The sequence below is a fragment of the Paracoccaceae bacterium genome (assembly GCA_033344815.1).
In the GTDB taxonomy this organism is placed as follows: Bacteria; Pseudomonadota; Alphaproteobacteria; order Rhodobacterales; family Rhodobacteraceae; genus Roseobacter.
In genome coordinates, this window is sequence record JAWPMR010000001.1 from 155,922 (window position 1) to 172,904 (window position 16,983).

General features: G+C 55.0%; 14 protein-coding genes and 1 pseudogene. 4 read left to right on the plus strand and 11 right to left on the minus strand.

The genetic code is table 11. From position 1 onward, the window contains the following. Positions 1 to 27: 27 nt before the first annotated feature. From R8G34_00760 to R8G34_00775, 4 genes and pseudogenes are all read right to left on the minus strand, one after another. Positions 28 to 1,833 carry an adenylate/guanylate cyclase domain-containing protein gene (locus tag R8G34_00760; protein ID MDW3221413.1) on the minus strand — a complete coding sequence of 602 codons (1,806 nt, stop codon included), beginning with the start codon at positions 1,831 to 1,833 and terminating at the stop codon, positions 28 to 30. Positions 1,834 to 2,849: 1,016 nt separating this feature from the next. Next, on the minus strand, positions 2,850 to 3,668 hold the full coding sequence (locus tag R8G34_00765; protein ID MDW3221414.1) for a DUF2189 domain-containing protein: 819 nt from the start codon (positions 3,666 to 3,668) through the stop codon (positions 2,850 to 2,852). A 427-nt stretch (positions 3,669 to 4,095) separates the two neighbouring features. After that, complete coding sequence (locus tag R8G34_00770; protein ID MDW3221415.1) at positions 4,096 to 5,019, minus strand: IS30 family transposase; 924 nt, start codon at positions 5,017 to 5,019, stop codon at positions 4,096 to 4,098. Between the two features lie 549 nt (positions 5,020 to 5,568). Beyond that, a pseudogene (locus tag R8G34_00775) lies at positions 5,569 to 6,735 on the minus strand (ISNCY family transposase). Between the two features lie 230 nt (positions 6,736 to 6,965). Here R8G34_00775 and pcaC point away from each other — a divergent pair. The 4 genes from pcaC to R8G34_00795 are packed head-to-tail and all read left to right on the plus strand — an operon-like array spanning position 6,966 to position 9,502. Further along, positions 6,966 to 7,346, plus strand: coding sequence for a 4-carboxymuconolactone decarboxylase (pcaC, locus tag R8G34_00780; protein MDW3221416.1), 381 nt, complete (start codon positions 6,966 to 6,968; stop codon positions 7,344 to 7,346). Beyond that, the gene (gene pcaH, locus R8G34_00785) at positions 7,343 to 8,077 is read left to right on the plus strand and encodes a protocatechuate 3,4-dioxygenase subunit beta (GenBank protein MDW3221417.1); all 735 of its coding nucleotides are present in this window, start codon (positions 7,343 to 7,345) and stop codon (positions 8,075 to 8,077) included. The genes pcaC and pcaH overlap by 4 nt, the downstream gene beginning before the upstream one ends. Further along, positions 8,077 to 8,676: a protocatechuate 3,4-dioxygenase subunit alpha gene (pcaG, locus tag R8G34_00790; GenBank protein MDW3221418.1), complete on the plus strand. Its 600-nt coding sequence runs from the start codon at positions 8,077 to 8,079 to the stop codon at positions 8,674 to 8,676. The genes pcaH and pcaG overlap by 1 nt, the downstream gene beginning before the upstream one ends. Next, on the plus strand, positions 8,669 to 9,502 hold the full coding sequence (locus tag R8G34_00795) for a 3-keto-5-aminohexanoate cleavage protein (GenBank protein MDW3221419.1): 834 nt from the start codon (positions 8,669 to 8,671) through the stop codon (positions 9,500 to 9,502). Before pcaG ends, R8G34_00795 begins: the two co-directional genes overlap by 8 nt. A gap of 5 nt (positions 9,503 to 9,507) precedes the next feature. Here the strand turns inward: R8G34_00795 and phoB are convergent, their stop codons facing one another. The 7 genes from phoB to R8G34_00830 all read right to left on the minus strand — a co-directional run bounded on the left by phoB (position 9,508) and on the right by R8G34_00830 (position 16,978). After that, positions 9,508 to 10,197: a phosphate regulon transcriptional regulator PhoB gene (gene phoB, locus R8G34_00800; protein MDW3221420.1), complete on the minus strand. Its 690-nt coding sequence runs from the start codon at positions 10,195 to 10,197 to the stop codon at positions 9,508 to 9,510. A 5-nt stretch (positions 10,198 to 10,202) separates the two neighbouring features. After that, positions 10,203 to 10,910, minus strand: a complete 708-nt coding sequence (phoU, locus tag R8G34_00805) for a phosphate signaling complex protein PhoU (GenBank protein MDW3221421.1) — start codon at positions 10,908 to 10,910, stop codon at positions 10,203 to 10,205. Between the two features lie 4 nt (positions 10,911 to 10,914). After that, positions 10,915 to 11,712 (minus strand): phosphate ABC transporter ATP-binding protein PstB, encoded by a 798-nt coding sequence (gene pstB / locus R8G34_00810; protein ID MDW3221422.1) that lies wholly within the window; start codon positions 11,710 to 11,712, stop codon positions 10,915 to 10,917. A 12-nt stretch (positions 11,713 to 11,724) separates the two neighbouring features. Continuing rightward, positions 11,725 to 13,083, minus strand: a complete 1,359-nt coding sequence (gene pstA / locus R8G34_00815) for a phosphate ABC transporter permease PstA (protein MDW3221423.1) — start codon at positions 13,081 to 13,083, stop codon at positions 11,725 to 11,727. Next, on the minus strand, positions 13,080 to 14,552 hold the full coding sequence (gene pstC, locus R8G34_00820) for a phosphate ABC transporter permease subunit PstC (protein ID MDW3221424.1): 1,473 nt from the start codon (positions 14,550 to 14,552) through the stop codon (positions 13,080 to 13,082). Before pstC ends, pstA begins: the two co-directional genes overlap by 4 nt. A gap of 107 nt (positions 14,553 to 14,659) precedes the next feature. Continuing rightward, entirely contained in the window at positions 14,660 to 15,700 is a 1,041-nt protein-coding gene (locus tag R8G34_00825; GenBank protein ID MDW3221425.1) for a substrate-binding domain-containing protein, read from the minus strand. A 216-nt stretch (positions 15,701 to 15,916) separates the two neighbouring features. After that, positions 15,917 to 16,978: an ATP-binding protein gene (locus tag R8G34_00830; GenBank protein ID MDW3221426.1), complete on the minus strand. Its 1,062-nt coding sequence runs from the start codon at positions 16,976 to 16,978 to the stop codon at positions 15,917 to 15,919. Positions 16,979 to 16,983: the final 5 nt, after the last annotated feature.

Below are 16,983 nucleotides of genomic sequence, written 5' to 3' on the forward strand. Positions count from 1 at the left end.
ACCTCCATTAATAAATTTCTTAAAACGTTAATACTCAACGCCGGCGCGCCTGAGCCTGTCAACATAAATCTCGGTCTGCTCGCGACCGAAAGGGCAACGTTCGCGATAATCGGATAGTCGAAAACTAGGGGCTAATGCATTGTGATGTTTTACGATTTTCGTCGCAGTAGGTTGGTCATCCAGCGCCGTTAGGCTCGCAATCAGAACGCGGGCAGCATTGCCAAAACGAGGGTTCGCGCTCAGCGAACGGCGTGCCCAGGTAGCCCCTTCCAGATGATTCCCGTGCAGATAGTGGTTCTGTGCCAGCAAACCTTGCATGAAGAAAACATGCTGATCGAGAGGTGACAGCCGCAGCCCGCGCTCGGCCTGACGGATCGCAGTTTTAGTGTCGCCAGAAAATCCGTAGGGACCACTGCTAAACGTCCAGGCCCATGCATTGTTTGGTGATAGCTCCCGCGCGCGGTCGACGCTTGATCTCGCCCCGATTGCATCATGCTCAAAGAGGCCTTTTGCTTGACCAAGAAGCGCGTGGGCGAGGGCGTTTGAAGGATCAAGTTCGATGGCACGGTTGGCTGCGCGCATCACCTGCCCAATTTCCGCATCAGGGTTATCGGACCATCCCTCAGCGACCCGGAACATATGCCAATGCGACAACAGGGCGAAAGGCGCTCCGAACGAATTGTCTTCGCGGATCGCGTTGTTAAGCAGGTTTTTCGCTTCTTCAAAGTTTTCCGGGCGTAGCTGGTACAGCAAATTGAGCGCGCGCAAGTAGTAATCATAGGCCGTTAGGTTCTGCGGTGCCTTTCGCATTGCCTTGCGGACCTGCTGGCTTTGGATATGCGAAGAAATCTGGCGCACGATGCTCAAGGTGATCTCATCTTGCAGATCAAAGATCTCATCCATCAGGATTTCGTATTTCTCAGCCCAGACAACCTCGTTTCTGGTGGCATCTGTGAGTTCGACCGACAAGCGCCACTGCAGACCGTGACTGCGAATGCGGCCTGAAAACAAGTATTGGACGCCAAGTTTCTCCACAATCTGATCCCTCGTCCAGCGAGTCAAATCGATCCCGACGGTTGAGCCGTTGGAGACCGTAAAGATATCGCGTAGGTTGCTGAGCGAGGTATTGATGTCGTCGATAAATCCGGAAACAAGGCTTGCTGTCTCGGGTGCTTCCGTAAGATTTTCGAATGGTAACAGCGCGATAGATGGCATCGCATCACGCCGTTCTTCCCCCTCTACGATCGTTTGCGGGAAAGACTGTGGCTCACCCAACAGCGCAGCGGCCACAGGCTGTTCAAGATTCTTGAGTTGAAGATTTCCCAGATCGGAAGTAGCTGTACCGCCTGGCACCTCGATGTGCGCCAGTAGCTCGCGCGACAGCACGGTACCACGTGGCGGCGCAAGTTCTTGCAAACGTGCGGCCACGTTGACGACGTGACCGAAAATGTCGTCGGCGTCGTAAATAACGCGGCCCCAGTGCAACCCGACACGCAGCACGATTTCCAAATCCGGAGCGACCTTTGGCTGCGCCTCTCTGAGCTTGTGATGTAGTTCGGATACGCAGAGGAATGCATCGCTTGGCACATCGAACTCGCATATGAAACCGTCGCCGGTATTCTTGACCGTGCTACCCCGGCATGAAACGATCAGCGGGTCGATGACATTGACCCGGAGGCTGCGAAACCGCTGGTACGTGCCGACGCTATCTGCTTCCATAAGCCGAGAGTAGCCGACCGTGTCCGCAACGAGCACCGCTTTGTATGTCGGCGCCAAAGCGATTTCCGGCAGATAGCGGTTGCCGGGCTGTTTTGGCTGCTTGTCTTTCAGCACCGGACGGCCTTTGTTATGATGGCAGGATCAAGTGCATTGTGGCTTCAACACTATTATAAGACAAGCAGCGCCGCTGCCTGCCGCAAAAAGTTAGCCTGCTTTTGGCCAATTCTGGTGAAAAACTCTTCCTTGATCCGGGCTGGAACTGCTGATTCAATTTCATCATTGAGCGGTGGATTTTGCGATGATGGGATCAAAGCAGGAAGCGTAGACGGTACTGTTTTACAAGTTCTCGCTGGAGGATCACGTTCCGCAGGATCAACCCTAACACTCGATTGATCGGTTTGTCGGTCTGGATGAAAACAGCCAGTTTTCCACAGCCATACTGGCTGCCCATTCATTGATCCCGAACGGCTGATCTATGGACCGACAGGGCATGGCGCAACAACGTCGCGAGAGTTGCGGTGGATGCGTACAAGCAAACCTCGACGCGCAAAGGAAAATCGGGATCATAGCGCCAATAGTCCAAGCGATGCTGCGCGCGCCGTGAAGAAATATCTAAACGTCCTCGGCGATGCAGCTTTTGGAGCCGCATCGGAGGTTGAACCCGGGGGCAGGGGCCACTCTGATCCATCCCGTCAGTGCCACTTGTGACATTGCTATGCAACGCACTGCAGGTAATAGAAGGCTGTGCGCAGAGGCCCTGCGTGCTTTGCCTGTTCGACCAGCTGTCTGATCGACACAGATATTAGCGTGATTGTCCTCTCTCATTGCCTGCAGGGCAAAAGGCCGGCGATCAAAGGATATCGACGCAACCAGATTAATCCGGAAGGCTAGGGTGGGTTCGATAATGGCACAATGCTCGCAAATGAAAGCTGCGAACACGGTATTTGGCGACCGCGATCAATGCCGGCTCTGGGCCGTACTCACTATCCGTTCTTACTTTCGAAGGCTGCGAAGCGGCGAAGTATCGAATGTCGTGATTGCGGGCTTGCTCCCAAGCGACCCGAAAACCAAGACTCATGTCTGTGCGAACGAAAAACGCAAGGAGTTGCTCAGGGCGGTAAACAGGTAGTTCATCGCTCTACTGGTGACACGGCCCGCTGATAGAGATGCCATGTCGCGTGGCCAAGGATCGGCAGAGTGAAGATCAGCCCCAGAAACGCGGGAACCAGCGACAACAGCATGGTGATAGAGATTATCGCAGCCCAGCTGAGCATTACCACCGGGTTTTCCGTTACAACGCGCACAGACGTTATCATGGCGGAAACGAAATTGGTTTCCCGGTCGAGCAGCATCGGCATGGCGATGACGGTCAGCGAAAACAGCACAGCCGACAGCAATGCGCCTATGCCTGTACCAATGGCAAGAAAGGTCCAGCCCGCAGGCGTAAAGAATACGGCGTTCAAAAACCCGTCAAAATCCGAGAAGGATGCATCCTGCAGGATGATCGCCAACAAGAGACGAACCTGGTAGATCCACACCCAGAAAATGAAAAGTGTTACAAAGGCCATCCAGCCCATTTCGCGCTTGCGCTGATGAGCCACGACGGTGAGGATTTCCGACCAGCCGAAACTCTGTCCTTTCTGCAAGCGTCGGGACATTTCATAAAGCCCGGCGGCGGCAAAAGGTGCAACCAGCGGAAAGGCCACAACGGCAGGAATGATCATCCAGATTTTGCCGAGCCAGACCAGGCTCCAAACAAATAGGATTCCGAAAGCCGCATAGAACAGGCCGAAAAAGCCGCTCATGAAGGGGCGCGCCAGGAAGTCGGAAAACCCGGCCTTCAGCGACGCGGTGATATCATCCGCAGTCACCTGATTGACCTTGGGCATGGCCTGAGGCTGGGGTGCCAAGTTGTCCGGTGACGTGGAACCCGTGGTTTTGGATGTCATGGCACACTCCTTCCAAAGAACAATACCGCGCTGAACCGTTTGCCAACAGCTCCAATAGCGAAACAGAAATTTGTCATCCGCATATAGATTCTGCATCAGGGGAGGCATAAAGGGCAAGGGGGAGATTAGCAGCCAAGTCCGCGGCGTTGTCTTTCGTGCAAGAAAAAAATGTCGCGTTCTAAACGAACGTCCGGTCCGCGGACGCGGTAAGGTCAGGTTTTTGGCCGCGCGAATTTCGGCGAAGGGTCGTCTTTGACTGCGAGAGCGGACCACCACCAGTTTGCTGCGCTGTTACCAAGGTCGATAGAGGGACCTTCATATCGGAACCAAAAGGTGTCCCCAGTTTCTCGACCGGTTCGCAATCTTTGTTAAGATGGATCTGTAAGCGATACCTGAACCGCGACTCCTATTGGCTTTGAGAATAGGATCAATGCCCCATCTCTTCCATCATCTTCTCGCGAAACACCTCGGCCGGTGTCTTCCATCCGAGACATTTGTGATGCGTGTTATTGAGGCGGTCAAAGATCGCCTTAATATCGCGATCCGTGAGTGCCGTGATATCGCGCTTCTTCGGGAGCCAGCTTCGGGCGCGGCGGTTCGTGTTTTCCACCGGGCCTTTCTGCCAAGTTGATGGTGGATCACAGAACCAGGTCTGCGTCCCGATCTCGGCCTGAAGGTGCAGCCAGCTGACAAACTCGGGTCCACGATCGAAGATGATTGAACGACGCGCGATCAAGGGCAAGTCTCTGATGGCCTTCATGATCTTTCCCATGACCGGTTTGGTCGGCTTGTTTGGGTTCTTCAGGATCGCGGTGTAGCGGCTGACGCGTTCAATAAATGACGTTACATTTGTCTGTCCAAACTTCTGTTCGAACAACTTTAAGTCACCTTCCGAGTGGCCGAACTGGCGGCGGTGAGCGACATCCTCTGGCCTAAACAAGATGCTGGCATCACGGTCAATCTTGGACGGCAAACGTTTGCGCGCACGACGTGATGTGCGGTTCTTCCTGTGCAAGGGCAGGCAACACCACAACTCCTGTGCCATACCTTCTTTGGAATAGATGCAGCGGTAAATCGTTTCCTGACAAACGCGCAGTTTCGCACCTTCAAAGATCATCCGATTGCCGATCTGCTCGGGCGTCCAACCGTTCTTCAGGCGTTCCACAATGTACTGAAACAGTTCAGGATATCGGATCAGCTTGCGCTGCGTAGATCGACGGCGTTGCGAACGCTGATGCGCGGCCATCCCGAAGTACCCAGCGCACGTCTTGGGAAAGGCATCATCGGTCCAGTAATTCCGTTTGATCTCACGAAAGATTGTGGACTCGTGACGCTTCAGAACCCGCGCCATCCCTGCGACGGGGACTTATGCGTGCCACCGGTCTGCAATTCTGCGACGTTTTTGCATGCTTAGTTGCGTAGAAACGGTGCGCATGCGATAAAACTCCCATTAGATAACCCATTGTTTTCTAATAGGATTCGCACTTCAAAGTGACGCGCGCGCATAGACAATTCTGTTGCAACCAAGTAGAAATGTTACCGGATTTGCAAAGCAGAAGTGTCACCATAGAGAGAGACGGGAGTAAGGCTTCGCAGCCCGAAGACCTTAAATATCTTAGGGCTGGGAAGCCTTGCGGGTGATGCAGTTGACCCACGATGCTGAGTGATAGACGGTCGTCCTATGCTTCGATTTGTTTTTTGGCTTTTTCTCTTTGCGGTCGTTTTTCTCAGCGCTGTTGGTTTTGCCTTTGTCGGGTTTGCTGCGTTTTCTGACGCACAATATCGTTGTCCGGGCATTCAGTGTTCTGACGCACGCGGATCGGCCATGCTGGGTGCAGGCTTATTTGTGTTTTGCGCGGCAGCTGCGTGGTTCTCAATGAAGCGTCTACGTCGGACGCCTTCACAGTGACGCTTCTTTTTTAAATTCAGTCGCTCGTTCTTTGCGTCTGCGGTCATAGTAGGCTTCCATCTTTGAAGGTCCGCCGGGTGGTCGACGCCCAGTCTTCTTGTAGCCGTTGCGCGCACTCTCCGGTTTGACGTCAGGCTTAATTTGGCCCTTCTCCTGCTCTTCTTTGATGTGGGCCAATACAGCGCTTAGACGTTTGTTCTCGGTGATTGCGGCATGTGTGACGCGCTGCTGATGTGGACTGAACACTGTGCAGGGTAGGAGGACACCTTTTGCGCGCACCTGGATACGGCCATCTGCAAACTCGTAGGTATCAACATACTTGCCGACCAGGCCACGCGTCAGATCGTTGACCTCTAGCCGGATGCGTTTGCGGTCATACTTGAGCGTCAAATCCTTTGTGACATAGCGTTTGTCGCGCAGGCAGAAGACTTCGGCGAGGCGATTCGGTTCGATGCTCAAAGCGCGATACAGATTGTCTGGTTTGGCCGGAGCCTTTGCAAACTTGGCATTATAGCGGTCGACAAAGTCCACCAAAAACGCGTTTCCGTCCTCCATGTTCGAAATGCCTGCGATGCGCAGTTCTTTGACCAGTCGGTCTTGCAGTGTCCGGTTTGCCCGTTCGACACGGCCTTTGGCTTGGGAAGAATTGGCACAGATGATCTCGATGTTCAGTTCCGCTAGAGCGCGCCCAAACTGCGTCATGCCCGTCATGTGCTCGTTGGGTTTTGGAACCCGAAACACCGTGTGCCTGTCGCTATAAAATGCGACGGGACGGGCATGCTTTAACAAATAGCTTTCCAAAGCCCCGAAGTAACTGAACGTGCTCTCGGACGTCGCGAACCGCAGTTCCATCAAGTTGCTGGTCGCATCATCGGCGAAGACGAGCAGGGTGCAGGCAGGGCCACGATCCTCAAACCAACGATGGTCTGAACCGTCGATCTGGATCAGCTCGCCGAAGCATTCCCGACGCAAACGCGGTTGCTGGAAAGTGCGCCGCTGTTTGCGCGACAGCCAAAGACCGTCGTCCTGCATCCACTTGCGAACCGTCTCATGCGAGACCTTGAACCCGTGATGTTCGGCCAGCATCTCAGCCGCATGAGTCGGCCCGAAATCCGCATAGTTCTCTTTGATCAGGCTCAGAGCGTGAGTGACATTCCTGAATTGCTCACGGGTGACATTTTAGCTTTGCGAGTACACAAACACTCCATTCATAATCAGTATTATGTAACCAGTCTGATATGCAGAATGTGTATGGACACTCTTTAGAAGAATTCTTTTAAAGCGCGCCGATTTAAGGAAGATCACTCACGACAGTTTGCGGGTTTCCTCAGGCGCATATTATGACGTATGTTTTTGACGGAACAACGAAGTGAATGCGGAGAGCGAGCATGACTGACCGTCATACAACAGGCGAAAAAATGCGCCGCATGGTTTTGGGCGATGCACATGTGGATCGCGCTGACTCCGCGAAGGATGAATTCGATGCACCGTTCCAATCGATGATCACAGAGAGCGCATGGGGAACCGTCTGGGCCTCAGATGGCATCAGCTTGCGCGAACGATCCATGCTTACGCTTGCATTGCTTGCGGCCACGGGCAACTTTGAAGAAATTCCAATGCATATCCGGGCCACAGCAAACACCGGCGCCGACAAGACCGATGTTATGGAAGTGTTCCAGCACGTTGCGATTTATGCTGGGGTGCCGCGCGCAAACCATGCGATCAAACTCGCAAAAGCCACGTTCCAAGAAATGGAAAGCAAGTCATGAAAGATCGGCCTGAAGGCGGTTTTATTGCGCGTGACTGGTCGCGCCAACCGCCGGCCATCACGCCAAGCTATAGAACAAGCATCACGCGAGGACCTGAGCGCGCCAAGATTTCCTATCCGAGCACGCAAAGCGAAGAAACTGGCCCCGTTTTCGGTCATAACCTGCTGGGACCACTGGATAATGATCTGATCCGAAATTTCGCAACTGGCGACGCATCGGCAATTGGTCCGCGCATTGTCGTGCATGGTCGGCTTCGGGATGAAACCGGCCGAGGCGTAGCAGGAGCGCTGATCGAAGTATGGCAGGCCAATGCAGGCGGTCGCTATCGACACAAGAAGGAAGGCTATATCGCCCCTTTGGATCCCAATTTTGGCGGCTGTGGTCGGATGATCACCGATGAAACGGGGGCTTATCGCTTCAGAACCGTGAAGCCGGGCCCCTACCCCTGGCCAAATGGTGTCAATGACTGGCGTCCCGCTCATATCCATTTTTCTGTCTTCGGTCACAGTTTTGCGCAACGGCTGATCACCCAGATGTATTTTGAAGGGGACCCGTTGATCTGGCGTTGTCCGATCGTTGCGGCCATCCCCAGGCGGGAGGCCATTGAGGGTCTGATCGCACCCTTGGATATGAACAATACGATACCGATGGACGCTTGTGCGTACCGTTTCGATATAATCCTACGCGGACGCCGCGCCAGCCATTTTGAAAACCGACCCGAGGGGATGTGATGGAAAAACTATGCGAGACTGCATCGCAAACTGCCGGACCCTATGTTCACATCGGGTGTGTGCCAAATTTCAGCGGTATTTCAGATGTTTACGCTCAAGACTTGGGCTCAATCATGATCACCGACAAAACGCCCGGCGACCGGATCACCATAGCTGGCAAGATTTTCGATGGGGTGAGCAGCGTGGTCAAAGACGCCATGGTAGAGATATGGCAGGCTGACTCCAAGGGGATTTACCCTGCCCCGGGTTCTTCCAGCACACCAGATCAGGGATTTACCGGCTGGGGCCGTCGGGCGGTCGATCCCGAGTCAGGCGAATGGCGTTTCGATACGATCAAACCGGGCCGCGTCGCGCATGGGAACGGATTTATGGCGCCTCATATCACGATGTGGATTGTGGCGCGTGGCATCAATATCGGCCTTCACACAAGGTTATACTTTCCAGAAGAAGCTGTTGCGCATGCAACAGACCCGGTTCTGGCAAGAATTGAGCACAAGGACCGCGTACAAACCTTAATTGCTTTGCCTAAAGCCAGTGGTTCCTATAGGTTTAATATCCACCTGCAAGGGCCTAAAGAAACGGTATTTTTTGATGTCTGATCCTTGTATCTTATGCGTCGCGATTACGGGCAGTGTGCCGACAAAAGCCGCTAATCCTGCCGTGCCCATCAGTGTGTCCGAGCAGATCGAAAGCACACAGGAAGCCTTTGAAGCGGGCGCATCGATTTGTCACGCTCACGTTCGCAATGCCGATCAGACACCTTCCTCTGAACCGGATAAGTTTGCGGCGCTGAAAGAAGGTTTGGAAAAATACTGTCCGGGGATGATCATCCAGTTCTCGACAGGCGGGAGATCTGGTGCGGGTGCTGCGCGCGGGGGTATGTTACCGCTGCGCCCCGATATGGCCTCTCTTTCTGTGGGGTCGAACAATTTCCCGACGCGGGTCTATGAAAATCCCCCAGACCTTGTGGAATGGCTTTCTGGCGAAATGCGCGCCCATGAAGTTACACCAGAAATCGAGGCTTTTGATCTGTCGCATATATTGCACGCCATCAAAATGCATGAAGCGGGAAAACTGCATGGTCGACTTTATGTACAGTTTGTCATGGGTGTGAAAAACGCGATGCCTGCTGACAAGGAAGTTTTTGACTTCTACGTTCAAACGGTCAAATCGCGGGCGCCCGATGCGGCCTGGTGTGCTGCGGGTATCGGCGCGGCGCAGATTAAAGTGAACGAATGGGCGATTGCCGCAGGTGGGCACACACGGGCTGGTCTGGAGGATAACGTGCGCTTGGATCGCGACAGGCTTGCGCCGTCAAACGCGGCCTTGATCAGGCGCGCCGCCGATCTGTGTGAAAAATACGAACGCCCGGTGGCGACATGGCAACAGGCGCGCGATATTCTGCGACTACGGCCCGCGGTCTGAATCCCCTACCCCAATGCGTATCCCGCACCGCGCACCGTGCGCAGCGGATCAGAGCCCCCGAATTGCGTCAGCGCCTTGCGCAAGCGACCGATGTGAACATCCACCGTGCGCGTGTCGACATAAATGTCGCGGCCCCAGACCCGATCCAGCAGCTGTTCACGCGAGAACACGCGCCCGGGTTTTTCCATAAAGGTCGACAGGAGCCGAAACTCCGTCGGTCCGAGTTTCAGCTCACTATTGCCCCGGTTCACCCGGTGCGTAATGGAGTCCAGAAGAATATCCTCATACTCCAGACGTTCACCAGACGCCGCGGGGCGCACCCGGCGCAATTGGCTGCGCACCCGCGCCATCAATTCGATCACGGAATAGGGCTTGATCACATAGTCATCCGCGCCAGTCTCCAGGCCGCGCACCCGATCCACTTCTTCAGAACGGGCTGAGAGCATGATGATCGGGATGCTTCGCGTTTCAGATTTTATTTTCAGGCGGCGGCACACTTCGATGCCAGACAGATTGGGCATCATCCAGTCCAAAACGATCACGTCGGGGGCCGTTTCGTCCACCAGCATCAAAGCCTCTTCGCCGTTCTCTGCGCGGCTTACGGCAAAGCCTTCTGCTTCAAGGTTGTAGGCCAGAACCTCGCGCTGTGCAGGCTCATCTTCAACGACCAAAACCCGGGGTTGATCGGCGGACATGTGGCTTATCCTTCCACTACCAATGATGTTTTATCCGCCTTGGGGCGGGAGTCTTCGGGATGCTCGCCAGTCACCAGATAGACCACCTGCTCTGCAATAGAAGTGACGTGATCCCCCATACGCTCGATGTTCTTGGCGATGAAATGTAGATGCATACAGGCTGTAATATTGCGCGGATCTTCCATCATGAAGGTCAGAAACTCGCGAAACAATGCGTTATACATCTGATCCACGTCCCGGTCGTGATTGATCACGTCCATGGCCAGTTCCGCATCGCGCTGAATATAGGCATCCAGCGCATCCTTGAGCATGCTCTCAACCTCCCGGGCCATCCGACGCAGCGCGCCCGTGCTGTCATCCACCGGTGCCATCTGAGACAAGACGCCGGTGCGTTTGGCCATGTTCTTCGCGTAATCGCCAATCCGCTCGAGGTTGGCGCTGATTTTGATCACTGACAAGACCAGCCGTAAATCCCGCGCCGTGGGCGCGCGCAGTGCAATCACGCGCGCGGCTTCCTCATTGATCATTTCTTCAAGATCATCAATGACGCGGTCGGCTTTGCGCACCTTTTCCGCCAATTCCTCATCGCGGGTGTCCAGCGACAATGATCCGTTGCGAATGGAGTCTTCAACCAGCCCGCCCATTTTCATGATCTGCGCTTGAATGGCTTCGAGGTCGCGGTCAAACGCGGAGGCAATATGTTGATCTTGCATGATTTTATCCAATTCGACCGGTGATGTAGCTTTCCGTGCGGGGATCTTCGGGGTTGGTAAAGATCGTGCCCGTTTCACCATATTCCACAAGATTGCCAAGATGAAAGAACGCCGTCTTTTGACTGACACGCGCTGCCTGTTGCATCGAGTGGGTCACGATCACGACGGAGTAATTCTGCCGCAATTCGTCGATCAACTCCTCCACCTGAGCCGTGGCAATCGGATCCAGTGCCGAGCAGGGTTCATCCATCAACAACACTTCAGGCTCTGTGGCAACTGCACGCGCAATGCAAAGACGCTGTTGCTGGCCTCCGGACAGGCCGGTGCCGGGTGCGGTCAGGCGGTCCTTGACCTCGTTCCAGATCGCGGCGCGGCGCAAAGCGCGCTCCACAATATCATCCAGATCTGCCTTGTTTTGCGACAACCCATGAATGCGCGGCCCGTAGGCCACATTGTCATAGATGGACTTTGGAAAGGGGTTGGGTTTTTGAAACACCATTCCGACCTTGGCGCGCAGTTGTACTGGATCGACCTTTTTATCATAGATGTCTTCGCCGTCGATATGGATGTCCCCCTCGACGCGGCACGCATCAATTGTGTCGTTCATCCTGTTGAAACAACGCAGAAAAGTGGATTTTCCGCATCCGGATGGCCCAATGAATGCAGTCACGGTCTTGTCTTGGATATCAACATCCACATCCTTGATGGCGTGGTTATCGCCATAATACACCTGAACGCCCTTGGCGGCGATTTTAATGGCGTTGATGTCCACGTCTCTCTCCAGTATTCTCATATCGTTCATGGCAATCTCTCCTTACCACCGGCGCTCAAAACGGCGACGCAGGATTACGGCGATGGTGTTCATGGTGATCAGGAACGCCAACAGGATGATGATACCGCCCCAGGCGCGTTCGTAATAGGCAGGATCAGCACGTTTCGCCCACTCATAGATTTGCGCGGGCATAGCGGAGTTTGGATCCAGCAGACCGCTTGCAATCCCGTCAGGCGCGTTTGACGCGATGTAACCGACCATGCCGATCAACAACAGCGGAGCTGTTTCGCCCAAAGCCTGAGCCAGCCCGATGATGGTCCCGGTCAGAATACCCGGCGCGGCAAGCGGCAGCACATGGTGAAACACTGATTGCATCTTGGATGCGCCAACCCCTAGCGCTGCATCCCGGATCGAAGGCGGAACGGCTTTGAGCGAGGCACGCGTCGAGATGATAATTGTTGGCAGGGTCATCAGTGTCAGGACCAGCCCGCCCACCAGCGGCGCGGATTGCGGCAAATGCATGAACTGGATGAACACGGCGAGACCCAGAATACCGAAGACAATGGATGGCACAGCTGCAAGGTTCGCGATATTGACCTCGATCAGATCAGTTATGCGGTTCTTGGGCGCAAACTCTTCGAGATAGATCGAAGCGGCGACACCAATCGGCAAGGCCAAAACCAGCACCACGATCATCATGAACAGGGATCCGATCATCGAGACGCCCAGACCGGCAGCCTCTGCGCGGCTCTCTGAAGCGTCTGAACCTGTGATGAAGTCGATATTGAATGTCTTTTTGATCACGCCCAAAGGCTGCAAGGCATCCACAAGATCGAGATGCTCTGCGTCTATGTTCTTGTCACGCGACACATCCTCGCGCTTCACGCGATCCTTGAGATACCCATCAACGCGGCTCGACGCCAGGATACGGAACTCGACCGTTTCGCCAATCAGATCAGGGTTTGCCAGAACAACATCGCGCACCTGAGCGGCGGCAGAGGCTGAAATCATCGCTTTCATGTCGCGCGGCTTTACCAGCGGTGTTTCGATCCCGGCTTCCTGCACCTGGGTCAGAACCGCAGCCTGAATAAGAGGCGCATATCCGAAGGTTGACACCTTTGCGAGGTCCGCAGGATCGCGGTTCCCATTTTTGTCAAGCTTGGCTGGATCAAGGTAGATGGCAGTGTTGATGAAAGTCTGCTGAAACGCACCGGCACCGCTGTAGACAATCGAGACCAGAAGCACGATCAGGAACAAAATTCCAGTGGCAATGGCAGCGACCCCGTACATGCGGAACCGTCGTTCGGCCGATTGTCGTTTTTGTGTGCGCGCATCAGGTAAGGTCAGAGAGACTTTGTGACGTTGCGCGGGAATGTCGTCCGGCATATTTGCTTCGGTCATTCGTACTGCTCCCTGTATTTGCGCACGATGTAAAGGGCGAAGACGTTCAGCCCGAGGGTCAGAACGAAGAGGGAAATACCCAAGGCAAACGCTACAAGCGCTTCGGGAGAGGCAAAATCACTGTCCCCGGTCAGTTGGGACACGATTTTGGCCGTGACCGTGGTCATCGCCTCGAAAGGATTGAGCGAGAGGCGCGCTGCGGCCCCTGCCCCCAACACCACGATCATGGTTTCGCCGATGGCCCGGCTGGCTGCCAGCAATACGGCTCCGACAATCCCGGGCAAAGCGGCAGGCAATACCACCTGTTTGATGGTTTCGGAGCGCGTCGCGCCAAGCCCGTAGGCGCCGTCGCGCAGCGATTGTGGCACCGCATTGATGATATCGTCGGACAGAGAGCTGACAAAGGGGATCAGCATGATGCCCATCGCAATGCCCGCTGTCATGACCGAACGACCGCCGCCCATCCAGCCCAAACCGTTATCACCAAAAACGCCAACCAGCAGCGGTCCGATGGTCAGCAAAGCAAACAAGCCGTAGACAATGGTGGGAATGCCCGCGAGAATTTCCAGCAGAGGTTTGGCAATACCGCGCACGCGGGGCGAGGCATATTCAGAAAGGTATACGGCGGCGAACAGACCGATCGGTACAGCCACCAGAAGCGCTATAACGGAAATATAGATCGTGCCCCAGAGCAAGGGCAGGATGCCAAGACTGGAGGCCCCGCCCCGGCCGGAAAAGCTGGGCGCCCATTCCAGCAGCGTGAAAAAATCAGCCGCCGGGTACAGTTTGAAGAACTCCACCGTGTTGAAGATCAGCGACAGGATGATGCCAATTGTCGTCAGGATCGCCACGGAGGCAGCGGCAATCAAAATCGCCATGATCCCATGCTCCACCACGTTGCGTGCGCGGAACGCGCGATCACTTTGCACTACACCCCAGGCGGCGCCGGCAAGCGCCAGTATCAGCACCACAACTGTCATGAAGAGGCTCGCCTGCGTGCTCATCTCGCGATAAGCCAATGCGGCGCGCAGTACGGGTTGGGTGATTTGACTGGTTACGACCTGGCCCGCATCTTTCAGGCGTTGCGTTATGTCGGTCAGATCTACGCCCGTATTGTTTGCAGTTTCCTCATCGAGCACCCCTGCCGCGATCGCATTGTCCAAGCCACTCGCTGTGCGACGCACTTCGGACATCACAAGACCGCGGTTGGAGTCATCAGACACTTCGCTGCTCGGAATCATTTGTATGATTTGGCTGTCGATGACGATGGGTTGTGCCAGAAGCCAAATGAACATCACGCCGAAGGCCGGGACAATTGATTTCATCAAAGCATTCGAACCGTAGTAAGCTGGCAATGAATGCAGGTTTCGGCTGTTACCTTCCGCGCTCTGGAGCGCGCGGCGGCGGCCAAGTACAAAACCGCTGGCTGCGACGACAAGAATAAAAAAGCTTAGCCAGAGTACAGGCATGTGCCCCCCAAACCCGTTTTGTCTATGGGTCTAAATCACCCGGGTGGTATGAGCAGCGCGCGCGGCACTGCTCATTTCATGGTCATTATTTCCGAAAGGGAATAGGATTAGCTGCCGCCACCCATGACCTGTTCACCTGAAACGCTGGTCTGCGTCGCCGCAAGCTCAGGATCAGACACAAGGCCATAAGAGGCCAATGGACCGTCCGGGCCCGCAATCTCATCAGAGACGAAGAACTCGGCAAATTCCTTCAATCCCGGGATGACGCCGATGTGCGCTTTCTTGATATAGAAAAACAGCGGACGCGACACCGGGTAATCACCCGACGAGATTGTTTCTGTTGTCGGTTCAACGTCTGACATGGTCGCCACTTTCAGCTTGTCGGTATTGTTCTCGTAAAACGCCAGACCGAAAACGCCGATGGCGTTTGCATTGGCATCAATGGATGCCAGAGTTTCGGTGTAATCGCCGTCGATATCAACCGAAACGCCGTCCGAGCGCACCGCAAGGCAGGCGTCTTCTGCGTCACCCTCGGACATGCCGCCCGCGATCATCGCTTCCATGGCACCGGTGACTTCACAGCCATGTGCCACAACTTTTTCTTCAAACACTTCGCGCGTCCCGTGCTTGGTGCCGGGGATAAACGCGAGAATATCTTCCGCGGGCAGGTCCGGGTTGAAATCGGACCATTTGGTGTAGGGATTATCCACCAAGGCTCCGTCCACCACTACTTTGGGTGCCAGAGCGTTGAAAATATCCGCTTCGGTGAACGCTGTGTAGGACGGGCCGTCGATCTGGCTGGCGAAGACGATGCCATCATACCCAATGCGCACTTCGATGATATCTGTCACACCGTTTTCCGCGCAGGCCGCGATTTCTTTTTCGCGGATGGCGCGGGACGCATTCGCGATGTCTGTATGCTGGGTTCCAACACCCTGACAAAACCGCTTGAGGCCCGCAGAGGAACCGCCGGACTCTACGACAGGTGTTGGGAATTCAAAGTTTTCGCCAAAAGCCTCGGCAACGATGGAAGCATAGGGCAGCACGGTTGACGAACCGGCAACTTGAACCTGATCCCGCGCGACAGCAGCGGACGCGGACATGGCGGCAATTGCCATCGCCGAAGTGGTGAGTTTTACGAACGACATGGTGTCTCCTGTCATTTTCATTTCGAATCTGATCACCCCCATGGCAATCTTGGCCTGTGCCTAAGGGCCTGTGACAACTCTTTTGTGACAAGGGAGTAACAGTTTTATGACAGCATCAAGCAGAGTCGCCGTGAAAATAGTAACTACCTGTTTTCACGTGTTTAATTTAGCCTCTGCATTAGGAAACTCTTGTCCGAGACGCGCGTGTGATATGCCTTAGGCCGTGGAATCAAGCACCGCTGGCGATGCATCCAGCGGCAATACGACCGTGAACTGTGATCCTTGCCCCAACTCGCTTTCGACGCGCAGCCTGCCACGGTGACGATTGATGATGTGTTTCACAATCGCCAGCCCCAGACCCGTGCCGCCCAAGGCGCGGCTGCGGTGATTGTCAGCACGATAAAACCGCTCCGTCAGGCGCGGCAGGTGCACCGCGTCAATTCCGGGTCCATCATCGATGACATGAATACAGACGCCAGATGCCCGAAGGCCGGGATCGCGTTCAACCCGTTCCATGCTTAGGCTGACGCGCCCCCCTGATGCACCGTATTTGATTGCGTTTTCAATCAGGTTCGTAAAAACCTGCATCAATTGATCCGCGTCGCCGGTTACTTCAATTGGCGTTTGTGGAAAATCGAACGCCAAGGTCACATCCGAGGCCAATGCCAGTGGTTTAAGGGTGCGCAGGACTGATTTCAGAATATCAGTCAGGTTTACGATATCGCGCGGACGCACACGGCCTTCGCTTTCCACCCGGCTCAGTGACAGAAGATCACCAACCAATCTGTTCATGCGCCCGGCTTCGCCTTCCATAATGTCTAGAAATCTGTCGCGCGCAACGGCATCGTTTTTTGCCGGGCCGCGCAGCGTTTCGATGAAACCCATCAAGGCGGTTAGCGGTGTCCGCAGTTCATGGCTGACGTTGGCGACGAAATCCCGCCGCATCTGCCCCGCCTGTTCAAGATGCGTTACATCAAGAAAGCACACTAGGACCACTTTCTGCGCGGGGACGACCCGGGCGGAAACCTGATAGATGCTGTCTTGCACGCCGTCACTGGCAAGATATTGCGATGATCGGGGTCGGCTGTCGCGCAAGACTTGTTCAATGATCTCGAGCAGAGCGGGCTGGCGCAGCATTATCACGTAATTGCGCCCTTCGATCCCCTGCCCGATCAGCCCGCGCGCCTCCTCATTGGCGGCCACGATTCGCTCAGAGCCATCAATTGCGAGCGCCGGCAGCGGTATGGCGGCCAAAACATCGTCCAGAGGCTCCGTCATGGCGT